The organism is Synechococcus sp. H55.9 (genome assembly GCF_047462355.1).
GTDB lineage: Bacteria > Cyanobacteriota > Cyanobacteriia > Thermostichales > Thermostichaceae > Thermostichus.
In genome coordinates, this window is record NZ_JANSJB010000008.1 from 10,188 (window position 1) to 32,760 (window position 22,573).

At 60.8% G+C, this 22,573-nt stretch carries 26 protein-coding genes; 9 read left to right on the plus strand and 17 right to left on the minus strand.

From position 1 onward, the window contains the following. The coding region (locus NW857_RS02100) for an anti-sigma factor family protein (protein WP_414367829.1) at positions 1 to 446 on the minus strand (446 nt) is incomplete at its 3' end. A gap of 2 nt (positions 447 to 448) precedes the next feature. Beyond that, the gene (locus tag NW857_RS02105; protein ID WP_414333379.1) at positions 449 to 1,111 is read right to left on the minus strand and encodes a sigma-70 family RNA polymerase sigma factor; all 663 of its coding nucleotides are present in this window, start codon (positions 1,109 to 1,111) and stop codon (positions 449 to 451) included. 200 nt (positions 1,112 to 1,311) lie between these two features. On the opposite strand from NW857_RS02105, the gene NW857_RS02110 reads away from it, so the two are divergent. From NW857_RS02110 to NW857_RS02120, 3 genes are all read left to right on the plus strand, one after another. Continuing rightward, entirely contained in the window at positions 1,312 to 2,037 is a 726-nt protein-coding gene (locus tag NW857_RS02110; RefSeq protein WP_414367830.1) for a Crp/Fnr family transcriptional regulator, read from the plus strand. A gap of 31 nt (positions 2,038 to 2,068) precedes the next feature. Next, positions 2,069 to 2,563 carry a DUF427 domain-containing protein gene (locus NW857_RS02115; protein ID WP_414333382.1) on the plus strand — a complete coding sequence of 165 codons (495 nt, stop codon included), beginning with the start codon at positions 2,069 to 2,071 and terminating at the stop codon, positions 2,561 to 2,563. Positions 2,564 to 2,662: 99 nt separating this feature from the next. Next, a complete protein-coding gene (locus tag NW857_RS02120; protein ID WP_414367832.1) occupies positions 2,663 to 4,657 on the plus strand; it encodes an SH3 domain-containing protein in 1,995 nt (664 codons plus the stop codon). A gap of 42 nt (positions 4,658 to 4,699) precedes the next feature. Here NW857_RS02120 and NW857_RS02125 read toward each other — a convergent pair whose 3' ends face one another. The 3 genes from NW857_RS02125 to groES all read right to left on the minus strand — a co-directional run bounded on the left by NW857_RS02125 (position 4,700) and on the right by groES (position 7,853). Further along, positions 4,700 to 5,485: a DUF429 domain-containing protein gene (locus NW857_RS02125; protein ID WP_414367833.1), complete on the minus strand. Its 786-nt coding sequence runs from the start codon at positions 5,483 to 5,485 to the stop codon at positions 4,700 to 4,702. A 323-nt stretch (positions 5,486 to 5,808) separates the two neighbouring features. After that, entirely contained in the window at positions 5,809 to 7,443 is a 1,635-nt protein-coding gene (gene groL / locus NW857_RS02130; protein ID WP_414333388.1) for a chaperonin GroEL, read from the minus strand. A gap of 98 nt (positions 7,444 to 7,541) precedes the next feature. Then, a complete protein-coding gene (groES, locus tag NW857_RS02135; RefSeq protein ID WP_414348663.1) occupies positions 7,542 to 7,853 on the minus strand; it encodes a co-chaperone GroES in 312 nt (103 codons plus the stop codon). 248 nt (positions 7,854 to 8,101) lie between these two features. Between groES and NW857_RS02140 the strand changes: the two genes are divergently transcribed. Further along, entirely contained in the window at positions 8,102 to 8,914 is an 813-nt protein-coding gene (locus NW857_RS02140) for a PhzF family phenazine biosynthesis protein (protein ID WP_414348662.1), read from the plus strand. Between the two features lie 55 nt (positions 8,915 to 8,969). On the opposite strand, the gene NW857_RS02145 is transcribed toward NW857_RS02140, so the two are convergent. Continuing rightward, entirely contained in the window at positions 8,970 to 9,953 is a 984-nt protein-coding gene (locus tag NW857_RS02145) for an apocytochrome f (protein ID WP_414333392.1), read from the minus strand. A gap of 250 nt (positions 9,954 to 10,203) precedes the next feature. After that, positions 10,204 to 10,722: a cytochrome b6-f complex iron-sulfur subunit gene (locus tag NW857_RS02150; protein WP_414333394.1), complete on the minus strand. Its 519-nt coding sequence runs from the start codon at positions 10,720 to 10,722 to the stop codon at positions 10,204 to 10,206. Positions 10,723 to 10,875: 153 nt separating this feature from the next. Between NW857_RS02150 and NW857_RS02155 the strand changes: the two genes are divergently transcribed. Continuing rightward, the gene (locus NW857_RS02155; protein ID WP_414333396.1) at positions 10,876 to 11,193 is read left to right on the plus strand and encodes a DUF3067 family protein; all 318 of its coding nucleotides are present in this window, start codon (positions 10,876 to 10,878) and stop codon (positions 11,191 to 11,193) included. A gap of 3 nt (positions 11,194 to 11,196) precedes the next feature. Here the strand turns inward: NW857_RS02155 and NW857_RS02160 are convergent, their stop codons facing one another. From NW857_RS02160 to NW857_RS02175, 4 genes are all read right to left on the minus strand, one after another. Continuing rightward, the gene (locus tag NW857_RS02160; protein WP_414333397.1) at positions 11,197 to 12,543 is read right to left on the minus strand and encodes a hypothetical protein; all 1,347 of its coding nucleotides are present in this window, start codon (positions 12,541 to 12,543) and stop codon (positions 11,197 to 11,199) included. A gap of 232 nt (positions 12,544 to 12,775) precedes the next feature. Then, positions 12,776 to 13,288: a tetratricopeptide repeat protein gene (locus NW857_RS02165; RefSeq protein ID WP_414336643.1), complete on the minus strand. Its 513-nt coding sequence runs from the start codon at positions 13,286 to 13,288 to the stop codon at positions 12,776 to 12,778. 16 nt (positions 13,289 to 13,304) lie between these two features. Beyond that, positions 13,305 to 13,877, minus strand: a complete 573-nt coding sequence (locus tag NW857_RS02170) for a phycobiliprotein lyase (protein WP_414367835.1) — start codon at positions 13,875 to 13,877, stop codon at positions 13,305 to 13,307. A gap of 146 nt (positions 13,878 to 14,023) precedes the next feature. Then, the gene (locus tag NW857_RS02175; protein WP_414333403.1) at positions 14,024 to 15,325 is read right to left on the minus strand and encodes a S41 family peptidase; all 1,302 of its coding nucleotides are present in this window, start codon (positions 15,323 to 15,325) and stop codon (positions 14,024 to 14,026) included. A 188-nt stretch (positions 15,326 to 15,513) separates the two neighbouring features. Between NW857_RS02175 and petB the strand changes: the two genes are divergently transcribed. The 3 genes from petB (at position 15,514) to leuB (ending at position 18,047) form a co-directional block, all read left to right on the plus strand. Continuing rightward, positions 15,514 to 16,161: a cytochrome b6 gene (gene petB, locus NW857_RS02180; protein ID WP_414333405.1), complete on the plus strand. Its 648-nt coding sequence runs from the start codon at positions 15,514 to 15,516 to the stop codon at positions 16,159 to 16,161. Between the two features lie 75 nt (positions 16,162 to 16,236). Next, positions 16,237 to 16,749 carry a cytochrome b6-f complex subunit IV gene (petD, locus tag NW857_RS02185; RefSeq protein WP_414333407.1) on the plus strand — a complete coding sequence of 171 codons (513 nt, stop codon included), beginning with the start codon at positions 16,237 to 16,239 and terminating at the stop codon, positions 16,747 to 16,749. A gap of 188 nt (positions 16,750 to 16,937) precedes the next feature. Further along, entirely contained in the window at positions 16,938 to 18,047 is a 1,110-nt protein-coding gene (gene leuB / locus NW857_RS02190) for a 3-isopropylmalate dehydrogenase (RefSeq protein ID WP_414333409.1), read from the plus strand. 59 nt (positions 18,048 to 18,106) lie between these two features. On the opposite strand, the gene dusB is transcribed toward leuB, so the two are convergent. From dusB to rnz, 5 genes are all read right to left on the minus strand, one after another. After that, entirely contained in the window at positions 18,107 to 19,186 is a 1,080-nt protein-coding gene (dusB, locus tag NW857_RS02195) for a tRNA dihydrouridine synthase DusB (protein ID WP_414348651.1), read from the minus strand. Positions 19,187 to 19,213: 27 nt separating this feature from the next. Beyond that, a complete protein-coding gene (rpsR, locus tag NW857_RS02200) occupies positions 19,214 to 19,429 on the minus strand; it encodes a 30S ribosomal protein S18 (protein ID WP_414333413.1) in 216 nt (71 codons plus the stop codon). 29 nt (positions 19,430 to 19,458) lie between these two features. Beyond that, the gene (rpmG, locus tag NW857_RS02205; RefSeq protein WP_011430486.1) at positions 19,459 to 19,653 is read right to left on the minus strand and encodes a 50S ribosomal protein L33; all 195 of its coding nucleotides are present in this window, start codon (positions 19,651 to 19,653) and stop codon (positions 19,459 to 19,461) included. A 90-nt stretch (positions 19,654 to 19,743) separates the two neighbouring features. Further along, positions 19,744 to 20,616: an RDD family protein gene (locus tag NW857_RS02210; RefSeq protein ID WP_414333415.1), complete on the minus strand. Its 873-nt coding sequence runs from the start codon at positions 20,614 to 20,616 to the stop codon at positions 19,744 to 19,746. A gap of 47 nt (positions 20,617 to 20,663) precedes the next feature. After that, positions 20,664 to 21,620, minus strand: a complete 957-nt coding sequence (gene rnz, locus NW857_RS02215) for a ribonuclease Z (protein WP_414348666.1) — start codon at positions 21,618 to 21,620, stop codon at positions 20,664 to 20,666. 141 nt (positions 21,621 to 21,761) lie between these two features. Between rnz and NW857_RS02220 the strand changes: the two genes are divergently transcribed. Then, positions 21,762 to 22,118, plus strand: coding sequence for a HesB/IscA family protein (locus NW857_RS02220; protein ID WP_414333417.1), 357 nt, complete (start codon positions 21,762 to 21,764; stop codon positions 22,116 to 22,118). On the opposite strand, the gene NW857_RS02225 is transcribed toward NW857_RS02220, so the two are convergent. Then, positions 22,119 to 22,573 (minus strand): sensor histidine kinase (locus tag NW857_RS02225; RefSeq protein WP_414367837.1); only part of this gene is annotated, 455 nt, incomplete at its 5' end.

Here is a 22,573-nt window from a genome sequence, read left to right on the forward strand (position 1 = left end):
GGCACGATGGCCACCCGCACCGGCGGATTTTCTAGCGATACCAAGGGCTGAGGATGCGACCAACGCCATCCCGCCCAGCCGGCTCCCGCCAAGGCCACCACAGCGGCTGCCACCCGTCCCCAAGGGGTGCCCCTGCGCCACCGCCAGCCCAGATCGAGCGCCGGCCTTTGGTCCAGCTCCTCGAACACGTGGCTGATCAGCAGCTCTGTCTGGATGGGATCCAAAGTTGGGGCCTTGAGATTGGCCAAACCGGCCTGCAAGGCTGCCAGTTGGCTGTACAGTTGCCGCGCTTGGGGATCGCTGGCCAGCCAGTCTTCCACCTGCCGCGCTTCTTGAGAGGACAACTCCCCATCCAGGTAGGCGCTCAACTGTTCAAAGCGCTCCTCCACCAGCGGCATCTCCTGCTGGGAATCCCTGGGATCGGGGTTGCGGTTGCCGCGAACCATGGTCATTCACCGTTGAGGTAGGGTTTTAGGGTGGATTGTAAGCGGGCGCGGGCGCGGGCAATGCGAGACTTAACGGTGCCCAAAGACACGCCTGTGATCTCGGCAATTTCCTCGTAGGCCATCCCCTGAATTTCCCGCAGCAGGATTGTCTGGCGAAAAACCTGAGGCAGGTCGCGGACGGCCTGGTGCAACTGCTCGTAAAACTCGCAGGTGGTGAGGTGCTCATGGGGGCTGGGGCTCTCGCTGGGCAGCTCCCATTCCATCTCACTGTCTCGCATTGCAATCGGCGCATCCAAAGAAAGAGGCTGCTGCTGCCGCTTGCGCCTGCGCAGCTCGTCATAGAACAGGTTGGTGGCAATCCGCCCCAACCAACTGCGAAATTTCGCCGGCTCCTGCAGCCGCTTTAGGTGGCGGTAGGCCCGGATCCAGACTTCCTGGGCCAGGTCGTGCCGGTCGGGCCAGTCCGGGGCGAGGTGGTAGAGCACCTTGTCCACATGGGCCTGGTGACGACGCATCAGCTCAGCAAAGGCCTCGCGGTGGGGCTGGGATCCCTGCTGACAGAGCAGCACCAGATCCCCATCAGCGAGCTTTTCGGGCCGCGCAGGCACGTTCTTCACCGAGACCGACCAGCGCTGGCCAGTGATGTCGCTGAGGGCAGCATCCATAGGCATCCATAGGTTATTGAACGACGGAGGGATCCCCTCCCAAGCAGAACCTCTGTTTCCTGACGCAACGGGGGAAGTTAGGTTCCCTCTCCCGATCTTGGCTCAAGGGGGCAGGGCGGTGCGAGAACCCTTTGCAGGATAGCCCTTGAGCCGGCGGCTGGGCTACAGTGGGCTTGCGGTACGGTCAACCTCCCTCCGGCATGACTCCTGATGTCTCTGCTGCCCTCCTCTCCGAGCTCAAGGTGGTGCCGACGCTGGCCCGACTCTCGGCAGCGTCCTTGCAATGGCTGGGATCCCAGGTGAAGCTGCGGGATATTGCGGCAGGACAAGCGCTCTTGATGCAGGATGCCTGGGGCAGTGTGGTTTATCTGATCCTCTCTGGCTGGGCCAAGGTGCGGCGGCCTGTGCGGATCGGCACAACAGAAGGGATACAAAGCAGCGCCCAAACCTTGGCTTTGCTCGGGCCGGGCGCTTGGGTGGGGGAAATGGCGGTACTGGACGAGGCCCCCCGCTCGCGGGATGTGCTGGCCCTGACCCCGGTGCGGGCTGTCGGGATCCCGGCGGCCACCTTCAAGGCGCTGATGCTGCAGGAGCCGCACCTGTGTTACCAGCTAGCCCGCAGCCTCTCCCGCCGCCTACGCCTGGCCAATTTGCAGGCCGATCTGGATCGACAAAGCCCCCCGCTGCGGGTGGTACATGCGCTGGTGCAACTGGCAGAGGCCTTTGGCGAGAAGACCGCCCAGGGAATGCGCATTGTTTACCCTCCCCTCCAGGATTTGGCCGATATCAGCCAGGTCAGCCGAGAGGCAGCGGCGGCGGTGCTGGGCCGTCTGCAGCAGCAGGGGGTGATTCAGGTGTTGCCGGAGCAACAGTCTCTGCTGCTGGTGCAGTACGCCAAACTGGTAGAGGCCAGCCGTCTGCTTTAGGTGCTGTCAGATCCTGCTTTGGAGACTGCCCATGCGCCCCCAGCCCATCCCGCCCCGGCCCGGACAAGAATCCGTCTGGGACTACCCGCGCCCGCCCCGCTTGGAGCCCACCGCCGAGCGGGTGGAAGTTCTCTTCAACGGCGAGCTCATCGCCCACAGCTGCCGCTGCTACCGTATCCTGGAAACCAGCCACCCGCCCACCTACTACATTCCCCCCAGCGACGTGCGGCTGGAGTATCTCCGCCCCAGCGCCCGCACCTCCTTCTGCGAGTTCAAAGGAACTGCCCGCTACTGGACGATCCAGGTCGGCTCCCAAGTGGCCGTGGATGCCGCCTGGAGCTATTCGGATCCCAGCCCAGAGTTTTGGCCCATCCGCGACTACCTTGCTTTTTATGCGGGCCGCGTGCAGGAGTGCCGGGTGGATGGAGAGCGAGTTCGGCCCCAGCCGGGAGATTTCTACGGCGGCTGGATTACCTCCAAGGTCGTAGGCCCCTTCAAGGGGGAGCCGGGGAGCTGGGACTGGTAGGTTCTAAGCAAGAGGGGATCCCTTTTGCTGAGGAAAAGACTACAGTTAAGTCGAGGCGGGTTCAGGGATCCGACGCGATTAGGAGAGCCGACAACAGCCATGACGGTGCGAGTGCCCCTCGACTACTACCGAGTTTTGATGCTGTCGCCACGGGCGGACGAGCATCAGATCGAGCAGGCCTACCGGGAGCGGCTCGATCCCAAACCGGGCGAGCGCTCTTGGCTGCTGGGGTTTTCGCCGCAGGCCGTGGCAGCTCGCGCTCAGCTTATCCAAGAGGCAGCCTCGGTGTTGCTTAACCCAGAGGCGCGACGAAACTACGACGAACACCTCATGCCGGCGGATCCCACCCTGACGGTGGAAGAGACCCTCTTGCCAGGCGTGCTGTGTTTGTATTGCGAAGCCGGAGACTACCAAGCGGCTTTGGATTTGGCTCAACAGATGTTGGGGCAGGGCCACCCTGCCCGTTCCGATGCCATTTTGGCGCGGGCCATCGCCCGTTTGGAGCTGGGCCGGGAAGCCTGGCAGCAGGGATCCTACGAAGAGGCGGCGCGTTCTTTGCAGGCGGGCCTGGCCGAGCTGGAGGAGTACCAGGCCTTTCCGCAGATGCAAGCAGAGTTCCGCCTTGATCTGGGCAAGCTGCGCCCTTACCGCATTTTGCAACTCCTCAGCCACGAGGCCAATGTTTTCTCCCGAACTGGCCAAGAGGCTGCCGATGCGAACGGGGAGCGACAGCAGGGACTGGCTCTCCTCAAAGCCATGCTGGACGAACGGGGCGGCATCGAGGGGATGGGTCAAGATGGCTCTGGCCTCAGCACCGAGGATTTCCTGCGCTTCATCCAGCGGGTACGTCGCCACCTCACCCTCAAAGAACAGCAGGAGTTGTTTGAGCGGGAGGCTGAGCGTCCCTCGATGGTGGCCGCCTACTTGGCCGTGCAGGTATTGCTGGCAGCAGGGTATCTGGAAAATCGTCCGGCCCTGGTGCGGCGTGCCCGCGGTTACCTGGTTCGCTTGGCGCAACGACAGGATGTGCATCTGGAGCAGGCCATCTGCAGTCTCTTGCTGGGACAAACCGAAGAGGCGCTCGAACATCTGCGCTCCACCCAAGAAGCAGAGGCCTTGCAGTTTATCGAAGAACACTCCGCCGGCTCCCCCGACCATCTGCCGGGTCTGTGCCGCTTCACAGAAAGGTGGTTTCAAGAGGAGGTGTTCCCAGAGTTTCGTGGCCTGGAAACTGCCCAAGCGACTTTGCAAGCCTACTTCGACAACCCCCAAGTCCAAGCCTACCTGGACGAGATGCCCAGCCGCGAAGACCCGCCGGCAGGGATGCTATCTCCGCGAGCCCCCTATCCCCCCCCTCATTTGCCGGCTATGGTGGGTGGCCCGCGACTGCTTGAGCAGACTCAAGAATGGCCTCGCCCACCCTCCCCCTTGCAAGGGGGAGGAACCATGCCCGAACCCCCGCGCCTCTCGGATTTGCCCTCTTACCGGGGCACCCCTAGGCCGGGTGTCTCTGCCCTTGCGGATCCCGCCAGCGGGACGGAGTCCTTTGAGGGGCTCCCTGCTCAGAACCCAGGTTTGCAGGATGGGGAACGTTACCGCCGCAGCCGCCTGGGATCCCGCCGTGGCCGGAGTGAGCGCCCTGCCCTTCCCGCCGGCATTCGTTTGGCCGGGGTGGTTGGTGTCGGCATCCTCTCCCTGCTGATCATCTGGCAAATGCTGCGGGGCCTGTTCACGCCACCGCCGGCGCCACCGCTGGAGCAGCCCCAGGTGCAAGTTGAGCAGCCGCCGGTTGCCCTCAGCCGTCCTGATCAGGCAGAGCCCACTCCTGAACCTGAGCCCACCGGCCCTCTGGCCGAGTGGCAAGGAGTCCAACAGGTGCGGGTGATCTCCAACGATGGCATCAACATCCGCCAGCAGCCCAGCCTGAGGGGAGCCATTGTCGGGACAGCCCCCCGCCAAGCTCTGCTGCGGGTGGTAGAAGTGCAAGCCGGCGAAGGACAGGTGCCCGTCTGGTTGCGCGTCGAGCGAGATGGGGCTCCGGGGGGATGGGTCGCTGCCCAATCCGGCTCAACCCGTTTGGTGGAACGGCCCTGAGCTGTCGGCTTTTGCTCTCTTGTTCAGGGGTTCGGCGGCCTATCAGCCCTTTGAGATGGGCAGGGGCGTGAAGATGTGTCCTTCTTGCAGGCTGCCGAAGCTGTGGCAGCGCTCGGATCCCCAGCGAAAGCCGTAGAGGGCGATGTAGGCGCACATCAGGGCATCGATTTGGTCTTCGTAGTTTTTGAGTTGGCGGCCCCTAAGGGATCCCACCTCCACCTGGAGCAGGGTTTCGTGGCCGCGCAGGGCAGGGTCGGCGTTGGTCAGGGAGCGCAGGTGCTGCCGGTAAAGTTGCCAAGCTTGTTCCCGTTCCGGCCAACTGCGTCGAGGGCGGGCCTTGTATTTCAGGGTGCGGCGGAGGCCGAAGAGGCTCACCATGGCGCTGTGGGGGAAGACTTCGGTGATCTGGCGGGCCAAGGATCCCCGCTCGATGCTGGCCTGCTCCCGAAAGCCATGGCGGGAGAGGGCTTGCACCAGAGCTTCCCCTCGCACTTGGCCGTTTTTTTCTAAGAGCCGGCGGTTGGCCGGGTGGGCGCCGGCGGCGTAGGCGCGAAATACTCGGTTCAGCTCGGCTTCGGCCCGCCGCTGGCCGCTGAGGTTGGGGACGCGCAAGGGGGCGTCCACCGCCACCAGGCAGGGATCCCCTCCGGCTTGGGCTTGGATGTAGTCCACAATTTCCGGGTCGGTCTGCAGGATGCGACTGTCCAGCAGGCGGCCCGTCAGGTTCTGGGCTTTGGCATCCCCCATTTCGACCTGCAACGTCGCCACCCCAGAGGGGTTGCGGTTTGACCAGGCCAGGTCTAGGCCAATACAGATTAACCGAGCCATACCGCTTTCCCCTTTTCCACACGCTCGATCGAGGATTCCCTCACCCCCAGCCCCTCTCCCTGAGGGAGGATCCCTCACCCCCAGCCCCTCTCCCAGAGGGAGAGGGGAGTAGGGTTCCCTCGCTGTTCGACTGCCAGTAGCGCCCTCGCACGGCCTCTATCCAATTTGGAACCGTCCTCTAACATCCACCTCAAAACCTAAGAAGGGATCCCGCTAAGGGGGATCCCGAAAGATCTATCCTATTCAGGGCAGTGGACTACGAACCGGCGAGGCAGTAGGTTTTCTGATGAGTGGAGAAACCTCACCCTGCCCTCGCCAGAGGATTAGTAGTCGTAGTCACCCATGCCGCTGCCGCTGCTGGCCGGCGTGTTGGTTTTGGGCTCGGGCTTGTCCACCACGATCGCTTCGGTGGTGAGCACCATGCTGGCAATCGAGGCAGCGTTTTGCAGAGCAGAACGGGTCACTTTGGCCGGGTCAACGATACCCGCTTCAAACATGTCCACATAGGCGTCGTTCTGGGCATCGTAACCCACCGTGAAGGGTTTCTCTTTCACCCGCTCCAGCACGATCGAGCCGTTCTGACCAGCATTCTCGGCAATGCGGCGCAGCGGAGCGCCCAGCGCACGGGCAACCAGGTTGGCCCCCACCAGTTCATCGCCGGACAGGTTGGCCTGCGCCCACTCGGTGACCACCGGCATCAGGTGCGCCAGGGTAGTGCCGCCGCCCGGGACGATCCCTTCTTCCACCGCCGCTTTGGTGGCGTTGATGGCGTCCTCCAGGCGCAGCTTGCGATCCTTCATCTCGGTTTCGGTGGCCGCGCCCACTTTGATCACCGCCACACCGCCGGAGAGCTTGGCCAGGCGCTCCTGCAGTTTTTCTTTGTCGTAGGTGGAATCGGTTTCTTCAATTTGGCGACGGATTTGCTCGCAGCGGGCTTTGACGGCCGCTTCGTTGCCTTCCGCCACGATGGTGGTGTGGTCTTTGGTTACCGTGACGCGACGGGCCGAGCCGAAGGAGTCGAGACGGGCGTTCTCCAGCTTCAGGCCGCGTTCTTCGCTGATGACCTCACCGCCGGTGAGGATGGCGATGTCTTCCAGCATGGCCTTGCGGCGATCCCCAAAGCCAGGCGCTTTCACCGCTACCACGCTCAGCACGCCCCGCAGCTTGTTTACCACCAGGGTGGCCAGGGCTTCTTTCTCGATGTCTTCGGCGATGATCAGCAGCGGACGACCGGCGCGGGCCACTTGCTCCAGAACCGGCACCAGGTCTTGCACCAGGGTGATTTTCTTATCGGTAATCAGGATGTAGGGGTTTTCCAGAACCGCCTCCATCCGCTCCGTGTCGGTGACGAAGTAGGGAGAGATGTAGCCTTTGTCAAAGCGCATCCCCTCCGTCACTTCCAGCTCGGTGGTCATGGACTTGCCTTCTTCCAGGGAGATCACCCCTTCGCGGCCCACTTTGTCCATGGCCTCGGCAATCATGCGGCCCACTTCCTCATCGTTGCCGGCGGAAATGGACGCTACTTGGGCAATGGCTTTGGAGTCTTCCACTGGGCGGGCATGTTCGGCGATCTTGTCCACCAGGAACTTCACCGCCTTGTCAATGCCGCGCTTGAGGGCAATCGGGTTGGCGCCGGCGGCTACGTTTTTCAGCCCTTCTTTAACCATGGCATGGGCCAAGACGGTGGCGGTGGTGGTGCCGTCACCAGCCGTGTCGTTGGTCTTGGAAGCCGCCTGACGGATCAGGGAGACGCCGGTGTTTTCAATGTGGTCTTCCAGCTCGATTTCTTTGGCGATGGTTACCCCATCGTTGATGATTTGGGGCGCGCCAAATTTTTTCTCCAGTACAACGTTGCGCCCTTTGGGGCCAAGAGTAACGGCTACTGCTTCTGCCAATACATCCATGCCGTGCTCAAGGGCGCGACGAGCGTCTTCGCTGAAAATGATCGATTTGGCCATAGTTAACCTCTGACGTACAAACGCCGGTAAGGGTGAAACAAAGACTCAACGGCTCGACTGCTGAATTGCAGTTGAGTTGCTACCGAAGCACTGATGAATTACTGAACAATGGCGAGAATGTCCCGCTCGGCCAGCAGCACATATTCATCGCTGCCCAGCTTCACTTCTGTGCCGGCGTACTTGGAGTAGAGCACTTTATCGCCGGCCTTCAGTTCCATCGGGATCAACTTGCCCTCGTCATTGCGCTTGCCGGGGCCGACAGCGGCCACCTCCCCCACTTGGGGTTTTTCTTTGGCAGTGTCGGGCAAAAAGATGCCGCCTGCGGTTTTCTCGTCCTGCTGGGCAATTTTGACCAGCACGCGGTCGCCCAGCGGCTTCAGGGTAGAGACGTTCAGAGCTACTGCAGCCATGACAATTTTCCTCCGTGATCCGAAAGCACGAAGCTGAAGGGTTTAACTTATGAGTCGAGACCTTAAGCTTGTGCAAATCGAGGTTTTAGCACTCTCGACTTACGAGTGCTAGTTTATCAGCCAACTTTCTGGCCTGACAATAGCCCCTGTGGGCGGGATCCCGCTTTTGGGCAGGTACGGTTGGGTACGGATCTCTCTACTTCTGGGCCTGTTGTGGGATCATGGCCTGAGGGGGGTGGAGCAAGCAGGTGCGGATCCCGTTTTTTCAAGTAGATGCCTTTACGGCGGTGCCTTTTGGGGGCAACCCGGCGGCGGTGTGTTTGCTGCCCCAGGAGCTGCCGGCAGCTTTGATGCAAGCGATTGCGGCGGAGAACAATTTGTCGGAGACGGCTTTTTTGCTGCCCCAGGGATCCCTGGGCGCTGTTCCCCACTATGGGCTGCGCTGGTTTACTCCGACGACGGAAGTGGATCTCTGTGGCCATGCCACCTTGGCCGGTGCCTATGTGCTCTTGACCGAGGTGCACCCGGAAGCTCAGGAGGTGGCCTTTTCCACCCGCAGTGGCCGGTTGTCGGTGCGGCGGCAGGGGGAGCGGCTGGCGATGGATTTTCCCGCCCAGGCTCCCCAGCCCTGGCCGGAAGCGCAAGAGCAGGTGGCAGCGGCTTTGGGGATCCCACCTGTAGATCTGTGCCGCGGAGGCATGGGTATGGCGGTGCTGGCTTCGGCCCAGCAGGTGCAGCAGGTGCAGCCGGATTGGGCCCAGGTTCAGGCGCTCCCCGTTTCCGGCTTGATCGTCACCGCCTCTGGGGAGGATCTGAAGGATGGGCCGGATTTCGTCTGCCGCGTTTTCGCCCCCCAGTTGGGGATCGTGGAGGATCCGGTGACGGGATCTGCCCAGTGTCTTTTGATGCCCTATTGGTCGAGGCGCCTGGGCCGGGCTGAGCTCAAAGCCCGCCAGCTCTCGACGCGGGGAGGCGAGCTGTGGTGCCGCGATCTCGGCCCTCGTGTGGAGATTGCCGGCCAAGCGGTGTTGGTGATTGTGGGAGAGCTGCGGATCCCCTAGAAAAAAGCACCCCGGCTGGTTCCGGGGTGGTGGAAAAAGTATGGGAACGGTTGGGCTAGCCCAAAAGTTCTGCCGCCTGAATGAGTTCCACTTGCTTTTTCTTGAGCACCAGCAGGAGCTGGGTGATGGCCACCGCTGCCAGGAAGGCCACCAGCCATTTCACCCGATCCGGGCTTTGCAACACCAGATCCCGCTCTGCTTGGCCAAAGCCGCCCACGTTGGGGTTGTTGGTGACCGGATCCCCCTCTTGGACGCTGTCGCCCACGTTAACCACCAACTCCGGCCCCGGCGGCACTACCAAGTTTTGGATCCCGTTTTCGGTCTCGAAACTGAGCACCCGCGTGCCCGGCAACTCGTATTCGGGCGGCACCAGGGCGGCCAGCTCAGCTGGCAGGTCGCTGAGATCCGACTCGACGGTGGCAATGCTGGCCAGGCGACCGGTGGCGGGAGCGCGGAAGACGTTGTTGTTGCTGAGGCTGCCGTCGGGGTTGATCTGGCCACGACCGCGGTTGGCGCCGACATAGACCCGATATTTCATGAAGGCCACCGAGGGATCCTCTTTCGGGTCAGGCGCTACCACCGGGAAGACGATTTCCTGGTGTTGCTCGCCGGGCAAAGGGCCCACCAGAAGGATGTTGGGCTTCTCGTCGCTGTAGGGGGTGATGTAGGTCTCGGCGGTTTCCTGCCGCTGTTCCTCGGTCATCTCCTCTTCGGTAGCCAAACGGAAGCCCTCCGGCAACACCACCACAGCACCCACATTCAGCCCGCCTTTGCTGCCATCCCCCAGCACCTGCTGTTTGCTCAGGTCATAAGGGATCCCGACCTTGATGGTGAACACCTGGCCAGGGGTAACCGCCTGCGGCACTTCGGCACGGGCGGGCATGGCGTTCAGGTGGCAGTTGGCGCAGACAATTTTTCCGGTGGCCTCGCGGGGGTTGTCGTAGGCCATCTGGGCGTAATAAGGGTAGGCTGCCGCCGGACGGGATCCCATCCCCAGCAACAGCAGCAGCGCACACACGGCTAAGCAAATTCGCTTCATAAGTCCAGCTCAGAATGGATTGCAATCACAGTTTTGGAACACAATTGGGGAAGAGCGATCTCGATCATTCGCCCCACCTCGCTCGGCAGAAGCTGACCTAACCACAAGCGGCTCACCTCGCCATCGGGATCCTGACTCACCGTTTTAAAAGGACTCCATCCCGCTAGCACGACCGGGAATTCAGTTAACCTCAGTTAACAGTTGAACCCAATTGCCGCCGTAGAGCTGTCGGGATCCCTTGCTCCTTCAGCTAGGCCTCGCGGAAATCGGGGCCTTGCCAGGGGCTGAAGCGAACGTTGTCGCCATCCACTGTGGCGCTCACCAGCTCCAGCGAGCGGGGAGCCGGCCCCCGGATCACCTTGCCGTTGGCCGCGTACTGGGATCCGTGGCAAGGGCACTTAAACAAGTTTTCTCCCACATTCCAGGGCACCACACAGCCGAGGTGGGTGCAAACAGCATTGAGGCCGTAATTGGCCACCGCCCCGTTGTCGATCACGATATAGGTGGGATCCCCCTTTAAGCCTTGGGCCAGCACCCGATCCGTGGCGGCATGGGTGGCCAACAGTTCACTGACGCTGATGGGCTTGCCGAGGGCGTCCTGAGCGATGAGGCCCTCACCCCCTCCCCCGGACGAGGGCGGAATAAAATACTTCACCACCGGGTAGAGGGCGCCCACCACCACCACTCCCACCGAGCCACTGAGCAGGGCATTCAGAAAAACCCGCCGGCTCATGGGGGGGGCTTCAAAGTTGCTAACCGCTTCCGTCATAATGGCAAATGCAGACCTGAGAAGTTTTAACGTTCGTTGACAAGCGACACCATCCTAACCGACCCCTTTGGCCAATATCGTTAAGAAATGCAACGGTGAACCCAAGGCCTTCAGCCTACCCGGCAACATTGAAGCCAGTCTCAAGCCAGTGCGATGACGGGATCCGACTTTCAAGCTTTGCTGCAAGACAAGTGGGGCTGCTCCTACGACGTGCAGTTGCGGCGTATCCAGCAAAAGGTGGTGTTGCTGGTGATGTGGCGCTACCTGGAGCAGCCCTCTTTTCCCTTGAGCGAGGCCGAGTACCTGGCCCACTTGGAGAAGGTGATGGCCCATTTACAGGCTTGGGGGGTGTGGGAAACCGTGCGCCGCGAAATCGAAGCCACCCGTCAGAGGCCTCGCATGGGCAAAGCGGTGGCCATTCCTCTAGATTTGCAAAAGGTGGGGGAGCGGGCCTCCGAGTGGTTGCTGTAAGTCCTAGAGGGGACGCTGCTTGCGCACTGGTTCGGTTTCGGGGCGATCCTCCTGAGCTTCTGATTCCAGTTCCAGCAGCGTGCGGAATGCCGGCTCGTCCAGACGGTAGTCCCGCTGCTCGATCAGATCTCGGTCGGTCGAGTAAATGGTGTCGGACTCGGACACAACTTCCTGACGGCGGAAGCGGCGGGCAAAGTTGAGTTTGCGCAGCAGCGCCTCTGTGGGACGCTTCAGTTGCTCTCGCCAAAGCTGCCGGATGCGATTGCGCCGCTCCACCCCTTGATTGCGAATTTGCAAGGCCAGCCAGCGAACGGCAGGCACGGCCAAAAACAGCGTGCCGTAGAGGAAGAGGAATCCAATCAGCGGGTAGATAAACGCCAAAAAGGCGTTGCTGCCGGCGGCGGCGGCCACCTCTTCCCGCGCTCCGTAGAGAATGGCGGCCAGAAAGAAATTGAGCACCCCCAATCCCCCCGCCAGGGTCAGTTGACCAGGTGTAGCCCGGCTAAACACCCAGGGTTTCTCTTGCAACACTTCAGGGATCCCCTTGGGCTGGCGCTCTGAGGCGGCCACCTGCAGCTCCGGGAAGCGGTAGACGATATCCCCGTCGTCGCTCACCTCCGGCTGACCGTCGAACTTGAGCAAAATCGGCAGCATGTAGTCTTCATACTCCAGGGCCGGGGATCCCGGCTCCACATCCAGATAGGGCAACACCTGCTCTGCTGTGATCACCCCTCCATTGGCGCGAATCAGTTGGCCGATGAGGGCATAGCGCTCCTCCTCTAGGTTGGCATTGGGATCCCCATCCCCAAACAGGAAGCTGTACACCGCCTCCAAAAAGTTCATCTCTGCTTGTTCCTGGCGGGGGCGCGCCCGACCGGAATAGTCCCTGTAGTAGTAGGGATAGGGATCCCAGAAGGGGTTGCCAACCCAAAGGTTGGGAAAGTAGTAAAACCCTATCCCCCGCGACCGGCTGCGATTGTCCTCCTCGCGGCTACTGGCCATCTGCAGAGCAATCAAGGCCAAAACGATCAAAACAATCGACACCACCAGCAGGATGCCAAAGGAGATGCGCAGCCCATAGAGAAAGCCCCCCCACAGCTTGCGACGCAGGGCGGCAAGCCGATCCTGCTGCTCTTTGCGCTTGAGAATGCTGCGAAAATCAGGCGGGAAAACGTAGGCGATCTCCCCCTGCCGGGAAACTTGCAGATGCCCCTCCGCCTTTTGGGCCAAATTCAGCAGCTCTTGTTTGGCCTCGTGTAAAGATAGGCCCGTGCTGGAGGCAATATCTCCCAGAGTGACCCGCAGGCCCAACTGTTCTACTGCGTCCATCACCAATGTTTGGGTAGCCACTCTTAACCTCCGCTTTTCGCCGAGACGCGCCGGGGAGCCTATCGGAACCCTTGACCCCGATCCGCTCCCGCATCGATCTATTTCCAGTATCTCCCCTCAACTCCGCGGCGGCGAGGGTCGTTGTTCCTCCCGCCAGCTTTTAACTGGGATCCCCATGAGGTGCCCTGCTGTTTTCTCCACAGCTTGCCGACCTGCCGCAACCTAAGCTTGGGGGAGTCTTATGTACCCCCATCTAGGGCAGCCAGGCCATCACGGCCAGCAGGGCAGAGAGGATCCCGATTAACGCCCAGGTGAGCGGCTTTGTATCCAACGGGGGAGCGGCTTCGCGAGGATCAAGGGAATCGCCAGATTTGGGGGAAGAGCCCTTGCGCTGAGATTGCCCATAGTCCAAGCGGTACGCCGGGGTGTCAGCTTCCTCGAGCCGGCTGAGATCGGGAATTTCGCTCAACCACTCCGCCGGACGCCGCAGACGGGGAGCTTGCCAGATGCCCAAAACATAGCGAGCCTGCTGGGCAACTTCTGGATCCGGGTTGCGCAGCAGGGTTTGGGCCAACCGGATGGCCTCCTGCGTTTCGCCAAGGGCTTCTTGGGCCAGGGCCTGCCAGAGCCGTAGCTTGCCCGACTGTGGGTAGCGGCTTTGGGCCTGCTTTATCTGTTCCAGCGCCTGCCGATAGTCTCCTCGCTCGAACTTCGACTGGATCAGGGCCAGGTGCTGGGTCAATCCCAGGTTTTCGGGAAGGGCCATCTTCGGGCTCCGCAGGCTAGGTCAGCTTCTGTTCTACTCCAAACCCCACCAGCAACAGCTCCTGCAAAGGCTGACCTTGAGGGGGGCGTCGGTAGGTGAGGATCTGCCGCAGGCGCAGACGAGGATTGAGTAGGGTGATGGTATCTACGGCAACCACGCGCGTGTAGGTGGTGGTCATCACCAGTTGCAGGGATCCAGGATCGAACCGGAAAACTGCCACCATCGGGCGATCTTCCTCATAGGCCCGATCCCGCAGATAGTCTCCCTCCAGACCCAGGGAGGTTTCTTGCCGAGGGACAAACAGCATGTTCAGCTCTTGCCCGGCCTCCTCCCCCGTTTCGGAAACCGTCTCAAAAGCCAAGTGAAAGCCCAAAAAACCATCCACGTTGTGGTTGGGGTAGTTGTTGTCGGCCAGCACCTTGTGCTTCAGCTCAGGGGTGAGGGTGCGAATGGTGAACTCGGTGCGGGAGCGCTCCACCTCGCCACGGTCTAGGTAATGGTAGGTGCGCTCGGTGCGCCAAGCCCCGATGCAGCAGTTGAAAAAGTGGTGGAATTGTTGGATGGCGTTCATGCAGGCGGGAGCGGACAAAGTCAGAGATCGACGCCGGAGCCGAGAAGTGGCCCAGGCAACTCTGCTCCCGATCCTAAAACGAATCGAAAACAAACAGGAGTCCCCATCCCGAATGCCAAAGATTGAGATCTCCACGGGGTGGAGACCTGGAACGCAATCCCCTCCTAGCGGCCTTGTGCCACCGGGATCCCCTGGGGCTGCCCCAACAGCTCCAGGGCTCGCTGAAGCTGGATGTCCTCCGGCCCGGCCAGGGTTTCTGCCGTTAGGGGAACGGATCCCTCCCCCACCACCACATCCGGCTGGATCCCCTGGTGATGGATGTTATGGCCGCTGGGGGTGAGGTACTTGGCCGTCGTCACCGCCAGCCCAGAGCCATCTGCCAGCTCCAGCAGGGATTGGATCAGCCCCTTGCCAAAGGTGCGCGTTCCCACCAGTCGGGCTCGCCCACTGTCCTGAAGTGCCCCGGCCAACACTTCACTGGCACTGGCGCTGCCCTGGTTCACCAAGACCACCAGCGGCGCCTCTGTGAGCACCTCGCCGGTGGCGGGAATGCTGTCTTGAATGCCGTGGCGATCCGTCACCAGCACGATGTCGCCCTTGGGGATCCAGAAGCGGGCGATCTCGATGGCCGCCTGTAAGAGTCCCCCTGGGTTGTTGCGCAAGTCGAGAATGTAGCCCCGCACCCCCTGAGCTTCAGCGGCCCGAATGGCTTGACGAACCTGAGCGGCAGCATTGCCGTTGAACTGGCTGAGGCGAATGTAGGCCACCGTTCCCTGAGGCAGCTCAAAAAAACGGGTGCGCACGGGGTTGATGGTGATCGACTGGCGCACCAGCTCCACCTCCCAAACGCGATCCTGCCGCTTCAGCTTCAGAGTAACCGGCGTGCCGCTGCGCCCCCGCAGCCGTTCGGCCACTTCGTCTAAGCTCAGCCCTGCCACCGGCACCCCATCCACGGCCAAAATCTCGTCCTGAGGTTGAATCCCGGCCTGCTCGGCAGGAGTGCCTTCCATAGGCGCAATTACCCGCACCGAGCCCTGCTCGTCGATGGCGATCTGCAAACCGACACCGCTCAGCTCCCCGGCTGTAGAGGTCTGCAAGCTAAGGTAGTGCTCTTTGTCCAGAAAGCGGGTAAAAGGATCCCCCAGCGTCGCCAACATCTCCTCAATAGCGCGGTAGGTCTCTTGCCGATCCTTCAGGGGCCGGGAGAGAAACCGTTGCCGCACCTGCCACCAGTTTTGCCCGTTAAACCCCGGATCTACATAGGCTCGATCCACATAGGCCCAGGCCTGCGCCAGCAGTTGCTGCTCTTCTCCCCAGCGACTGGCCTGAACTGGACAGGCATCCATGCCCAAACTCGCCCAGAGCAAACACCCCAGCAGAACAATGCGGATGCCCCAGGCCAACCTTGCTCGGATCCCCCACCATCTCCGATGGAGCCCTGTGTGTCTCAGCTTCTGCACAACCATCTATCCTAAAAAAGTTAAGAAATGTGAACAAAACACAGCATTGAAAAGTCGTCTGGCCTGTCGGGATCGAGATCTGGCTCCCAAAGCTGAGCCTTGCGTCAGGATGGTGTTAAAGAATTGTGTTAGATTGCTGAGTGGAGCAGGCCTGCCCTGCCCTCAAGATCCACTTTTCAAAAACTGCAGGCATCATGAGCAAAGTTTACGACTGGTTGGACGAGCGGCTGGAGATTACGCCTTTCGTCGACGACGCAACTGGGAAATTCATTCCGCCTCACGTTAACATCTTCTACTGCCTTGGCGGGGTGACGCTGGTGTGCTTCCTTATTCAGTTTGCCACCGGCTTCGCCATGACCTTCTACTACCGTCCGACGGTGGCCGAGGCCTTTGAGTCGGTCAACTACATCATGACCCAGGTCAACTTCGGCTGGCTGCTGCGCTCCATCCATCGCTGGAGCGCCTCCATGATGGTGTTGATGATGATCCTACACACCTTCCGGGTTTATCTGACAGGAGGGTTCAAGAAGCCTCGCGAGCTGACCTGGGTGACCGGTGTGATCTTGGCGGTGCTGACAGTTTCTTTTGGCGTTACCGGCTACTCCCTGCCCTGGGATCAGGTGGGCTACTGGGCAGTCAAGATCGTCTCCGGTGTGCCCAGTGCGATTCCGGTGGTGGGTGACTTGTTGGTGCAGCTTATCCGTGGCGGCGAAGCTGTCGGCCAAGCGACTCTGACTCGCTTCTACAGCTTGCATACTTTTGTGTTACCCTGGCTGGCTGCGGTCTTCATGACCATGCACTTTCTGATGATCCGCCGCCAAGGGATTTCTGGGCCTTTGTGAGCAAAGTTTGTCTCTTGGCTCCGCAAACGGTGACCCTTTAGCTTCTGGTTCAGGATTTTTGCAAGGAGAACTCTCATGGCTATCTCAAAGCAGGTCATAGCGACTGAGGCCATTACCCGCAAAGTTGACCTAGACAACCCCAAGGTTGTAGCCAAGCTGAAGAAAAACATGGGCCATATGACCTATGGTGAGCCTGCTTGGCCCAACGATTTGCTTTTTATGTTTCCGGTGGTGATCCTGGGTACCATCGGTCTAATCGTCGGCCTGGCGGTCATGGATCCCGCAGGGGTGGGCGAGCCGGCGGATCCCTTTGCCACACCGCTGGAAATTCTGCCGGAATGGTATCTCTACCCCGCTTTTCACATTTTGCGTATTGCTCCCAACAAGTTGTTGGGGATTGCTCTGATGTCTGCTATTCCTGTCGGTCTTTTGTTTGTGCCCTTCATCGAAAACGTCAACAAGTTCCAAAATCCGCTGCGCCGCCCGGTGGCGACGACGGTGTTTTTGATCGGCACCTTGGTTACCCTCTACCTGGGTATCGGTGCCACTTTGCCCTTGGATAAGTGGGTCACCTTGGGCTTGTTCTAGAGCTTTAGCTTGAGGGTTTGCTCATCATTATTGTTATAGGGTGCAGCAGGTCAGTGGCCAGGCTGCACCTTATATCATCCCTGGAGAGAGCTTTTTGGGGGAGTTCTCCACAAACCTGTGTGCCAAGGGATGGCTGAGCCCGCCGAAATGGTAGTATTTCTACGCCATTGTCTTCAGCTTGACTGCTCATGAGCGCCGCAACTGCTCGAACCTATCGGATCACGGCCCTAGCCGGCGATGGGATTGGCCCAGAAATCATGCGGGTGGGGCGGGCTGTCTTGGATGCGGTTGCTGCCCAGATGGGGTTTTCCATTCAGTGGCAGGAGGGTCTGATCGGCGGGGCGGCCTATGAGGAAACGGGGGATCCCTTGCCGCCAGAAACCCTGAAAATGGCCCAGGAGAGCGACGCCGTCTATCTGGCAGCGGTTGGCGACTTTAAGTACGACACCCTGCCTCCTGAGAAACGCCCAGAACGGGCTTTGTTGGGCTTGCGGGCCGGCCTGGGGCTCTTTGCCAACTTGCGCCCGGTGAAAGTCTTCCCCCAACTGGTGGCGGCCTCTTCCCTGAAGCCGGAGGTTATCGCGGGGATCGACCTGGTGGTGGTACGCGAGCTAACAGGGGGCATCTACTTTGGTCAACCCAAAGGGATCTTCACAGATGCCAAGGGATCCCGGCGCGGCGTGAACACCATGGTCTACAGCGAGGCCGAGGTCGATCGCATCGCTCGTGTGGCCTTCGAACTGGCGCGCAAGCGGCGGCGCAAGCTCTGCTCGGTGGACAAGGCCAATGTCCTGGAGGTATCGCAACTGTGGCGGGAGCGGGTCAATGCCATGGCGGCTGAGTACCCCGACGTGGAACTTTCCCACCTCTACATCGACAATGCTGCTATGCAGTTGGTGCGCTGGCCCAAGCAGTTCGACGTCATCCTCACCGGCAATCTCTTCGGCGATATCCTGTCCGACGAGGCGGCAATGCTGACCGGCTCTATTGGTATGCTGCCCTCGGCCTCCTTGGGATCCTCCGGCCCTGGGGTGTACGAGCCGGTACACGGGTCGGCTCCCGATATTGCCGGACAAGACAAAGCCAACCCCATTGCCCAGGTGCTCTCCGGCGCTCTGCTGCTGCGTTACTCCCTGGAACAGCCGCAAGCTGCCGACCGCATCGAACAGGCGGTAGAGGCCGTTTTGGCACAGGGTTACCGCACCCCAGATATCTATTCCGAGGGAACAACCTTAGTGGGTTGCCGGGAAATGGGAGACAAACTGGTGGCAGCTCTGTCCCAGCAGCAGGCGTCGTAGCCTTGCAAGCAAGATTGAGATGCTTTACCCCCTCCCCCAAAAGGAGAGGGGAGCTACGCCTAACCCGCCTCAGGAAGAAGGTCGATCCCCTCAGTCGTTTCAAGCGCCTCTTCCGGTCGAGAGGTTGTTTCTTGGCAGCGCTCCATAGCTTGCAAAAGCAGGGTTTCCCCTTCTTGCAAGGTTTCGATGCGACAGAGAAGGGCGCGGAATTGAGAAGCCCCCACAAAATCTTTGATGTACCAAGTCATGTGCTTGCGGGCCTGTCGGATGCCACGTTCCCCCTTACACTCCCAGAGGCCCCGCAAGTGTTCTAAAGCCATTTGAATCCGCTCCAGGGGGGTAGGAGCTGGTCTTTCTTGGCCGGTTTTCAGGAAGTAATCGATTTCCCCCACCAGGAAGGGATAGCCCATGGTGCCGCGGGAGCACATCACCCCATCGGCGCCAGTTTCCTCCAGACACTTTACCGCCGCCGCTGGTGAGAAAATATCCCCGTTGGCAATTACCGGAATGCGCAGATGCTCTTTGACACGGCGAATCCAATCCCAACGGGCTTTGCCGTTGAACCCCTGAGCCCGTGTCCGGCCATGCAAAGTCAGCAATTGCGCTCCGGCCTCCTGCAGCCGGTGGGCAAAATCCAGAATGTTGATCTCCTGATCCGACCAACCCAGGCGAGTTTTCACTGTAACAGGTACGGGCACGGCTTTGGCCACCGCTTCCACAATCCGGGCTGCCGTGTCCGGCTCCCGCAGCAGGGCAGAGCCGCCGCCGTTTTTGGTGATCTTGTTCACAGGGCAGCCCATGTTGATATCTACCAAGGTCGCCCCCTCATCCACCGCCATACGGGCTGCTTCCGCCAAAAAGTGGGGTCGGCAGTCGAACAACTGAATGCCGATGGGCTGCTCCCCCTCCCCCACTTCCATAATGCGGGGTAGCTCGCGGGCATAGTGCAAGCCGGTCGCGTTCACCATTTCGGTGTAGACCAGGCTTTGCGGGGCAAAGCGGCGTACCAGCCCCCGAAACACTTTGTCTGTCACTCCCGACAGGGGTGCCTGAAAGACGCGACTAAAAATCTTCACCCCGCCAATCTCAAGGGGTTGGGCCATTCGAGCTTGCAATTGCGGCGAAAGCTGCAGGCTCATCGGGATCCGGAGAAAGCAACCAGCAACTTATCCTTCTTTGTTGACAAAGTAAAGTAGGCCCATGATGCGCGCCCGTTTGATGGCGGCGGACAGCTCCCGCTGCTGCTTGGCGGTCAGGCCGGTGATGCGGCGGGGCAGGATCTTGCCTCGCTCGGTTACAAATTTCTTGAGCAGCTCAACATCGGTGTATTTGATCGGCTCTCCCGGCTTGATGGGAGACAGGCGGCGACGAGCGTAAACCATAGGTCAGGGGAACGGTAAAGCGGCTTGAACTACTTGATCTCTTTATGGACGGTGTGGCGGTTGCACTTGGGGCAGAATTTCTTCAGCTCCAAGCGGGCCGTGGTGTTACGGCGATTTTTGGTGGTGGTGTAGCGGTTCACCCCTGGAGAACGCTTATTGACGTTGGTGCGGCACTCCGTACACTCCAGGGTAATGATGATGCGAGCACCCTTTGCTTTGGCCATGACGGATCCCAAGGTGGAGGAAGTAAAAGCACTTGGGAACCCCCAACCCCAGGGGTTGAGGCTGGAGATGGGTTCACCTCGTAAGCGCGATCACCAATTATCCAACTTTTCTTTGACGGAATCAACCCAGTTTTTGACTTGCTTGCCGGTTTGTTGTCTTAGGCTGCGGGTGTTCCGATCCACGTCCTTGCTCAGGCGCTGCATCTGCTGGGAAAGATCGCGCACTGCCTCGTTGCGTTGGGCTTGGCGCAACAGCTCGCGAGCGGCGGACTTGACGTCCTCGGCGGCGTCCCCCTCCAGGATGTCCTGCAGCAACCGCAGGGCTTTTTCATCCAGGTGGTAGCCCTGCTCCGATTCCACCACCAGGGTGCGCCCGGCCCGGTCGTGGATGCTCTGGCGTTTTTCCTTGTCGAAGAGGGCGAACAGGCCATCGGCCGCCAGGGGCACCAGCAGGGCTTCCGTGAGCACAAATAGGGAGAGCACCCCCTCGCGGGCCAGGGAGCGAACCAGGTGGGGCGGTGCCTCGGTTTCGGGATCCAAGGTTTTGAGGTTCAGCAGCCATTTGCCAAGGCTTTGGCCAGCGGGGCGGGATTGGAAGTAGCCGCGGTTCACCAGCCAGGTGGCGAAGAAGGCGATGTAGCCGGTCATGTCCACGGCGCCCGCATCGGCTCCCACCAGAGAAGCCAAGCCCTGCGCCAGGTAGGAGACCCCCAGCCCCAGCCCAAAATCCAGGGCAAAGGCCCCGATCCGTTTGCCCCAGGGGGCCAGTTTGGGCAGGTTTTCCTCGGCCTGGGGCGAGCTGGCTGCTTGGGAAGCCGGTCGCTCTGCTTGTACAGGAGGCAAGGAGGTTGCCGGGGGCAAGGCGCTGAAAGCTTGCCACTCGCTGGCGTTTTGATCCAGTTGCTCGGTTTTGGGCCGCTCTGGAAATGGAGGCCGTTCAGGATAGGGTCTGGGATCCGTCATCGCAGGTTGAGGCTGTCAGTCCTATCATTCTAGCTAGCAAGGCGGGTCTAGACCCCCACCGGCAGGGGAGCAGGGCTGCGGCGCGGGATCGCGTAGGTCATCCGATCCCGGGCCAGGATTGTGTTGGGAAAAATCGCTTGAGCTTCCGCCAGCAAGTCTTCTAGGGTGATGGGAGCTTCGGGGGTGTAGCGGGGACTGAAGTGGGTGAGGATGAGGGTCTGGGCCTTGGCTTCGGCGGCCACCCGCGCGGCCATGGCGGCAGTGGAGTGCTTGGCGCGCTGGGCCAGTTCGCGATCCGCTTCGGCGTAGGTGGCCTCGTGGATGACCAGGTCAGCAGCGCGGGAGAGATCGACGGCGTTGCGGCAGAAGATGGTGTCGGTGCAGTAGGAGAGCTTGCGCCCTGGGATGGGATCCCCCACATAATCTCGCCCGTGGAAGTGGCGGCCCTGCCAGAAGATGGATTGCCCGGCCTTGAGCTGGCCGTAGAGGGGGCCGGGCGGGATCCCGTCGGCCTGAGCCTTGGCCACGTCGAAAGTGCCTGGTCGATCCTGTTCCACCACGCGGTAGCCGAAGGCGGGCACTCGGTGATCCAGGGGCGCGCAAAAAACCCAATATTCTGGATCCTGAAGAATGAGACCTGTTTCTACGGTGTGAACCCGGAAGGAATAGGGGATCCGCGTCTCGCTGTAGCGCAGCACCGCCTTCAGGTACTCTTCCAGGCCGGGGGGGCCGTAGATGTCGATGTGTTGGGGGGTACTGCCCAGGCCACAGGAGGCCAACAGCCCCGGCAGGCCGTAGATGTGATCCCCGTGCATGTGGGTGATGAAAATGCGGCGCAACTGGCTGGGGCGCAGCTCGTCCAGCCGCAACAGTTGGTGTTGGGTGCCCTCGCCACAATCAAACAGCCACCATTCCGACCGCTGCGGAAACTGCACCGCCACGCCAGAGACATTGCGCTGGCGGGTGGGCATGCCGGAGCTGGTGCCCAAGAAGGTAACACGAATGGCGTTGGGATCCGTCACAAGGGCAGAACGGTAAAGTTGAAGGAATGGGATCCCTAGCTTATCAACTGTTCCTGCCGCGCGCAGGGAAAAGGCGGCCCAAAACCCTTGTTAGGATGAAAAGTAAGTGTCAGCTTTCCCGCCATGATCACCTTGACCGAGAGCGCCATCCAAGAGCTAAAACGCCTGCGCAGCAAGTACGAGAAGGAGGGATCCCAGCCCATCCTGCGGCTGGGGGTCAAGCCCAGCGGCTGCTCTGGCCTCTCTTACGTGATGAACTTCGAGCCCCAGGCCAACCCTGACGACCATACCTTTGACTTTGGCGATATTCGGGTGGCAGTGGATCCCTTGAGCATGACTTTGATCCAGGGCCTCACCGTCGACTTTTCCGAGGATCTGTTGGGGGGCGGTTTCAAATTCAAGAACCCCAACGCGGTGGCTAGCTGTGGCTGCGGCACTTCCTTTGCCACCGCCGAAACTGCCGCTGCCGTCGGCCATTGATCACATCCTGCCGGACGACTCTAGGCTGGGCAGGCGGAGTACAAAACACGTCCACCCGTCCTCGCTGCTGACTCGAACGTGGCCCTTGAGATGCTCCACCCACTGCTTCACCAAAGCCAACCCCAGGCCGCTACCTGGCTGGGCCCAGGGATCCGCAGTGGGCACGCGGTAGAAGCGCTCGAAGAGGCGGGGCAGATGTTCCGGCTCGATCTGAGCGCTGTTGCCGATCTTAAACTCAACCCCTTCAGGGATTGGCTGAACCTCTAGACGGATCGTGCCACCTGGCTGGGTAAACTTGCAGGCGTTGTCCAGCAGTTCTTTGAGGATCTGGGTCAGGAGCTGCGGATGGCTGTAAAACCGCCAGGGGGAGGGGGGCAGATCCCCCACCTGCAGCGTGAGGGAGCGGGCCTGGGTGCATTGCTGCGCCGACTCGATCAAGCTGTGCCAGAGGTGGG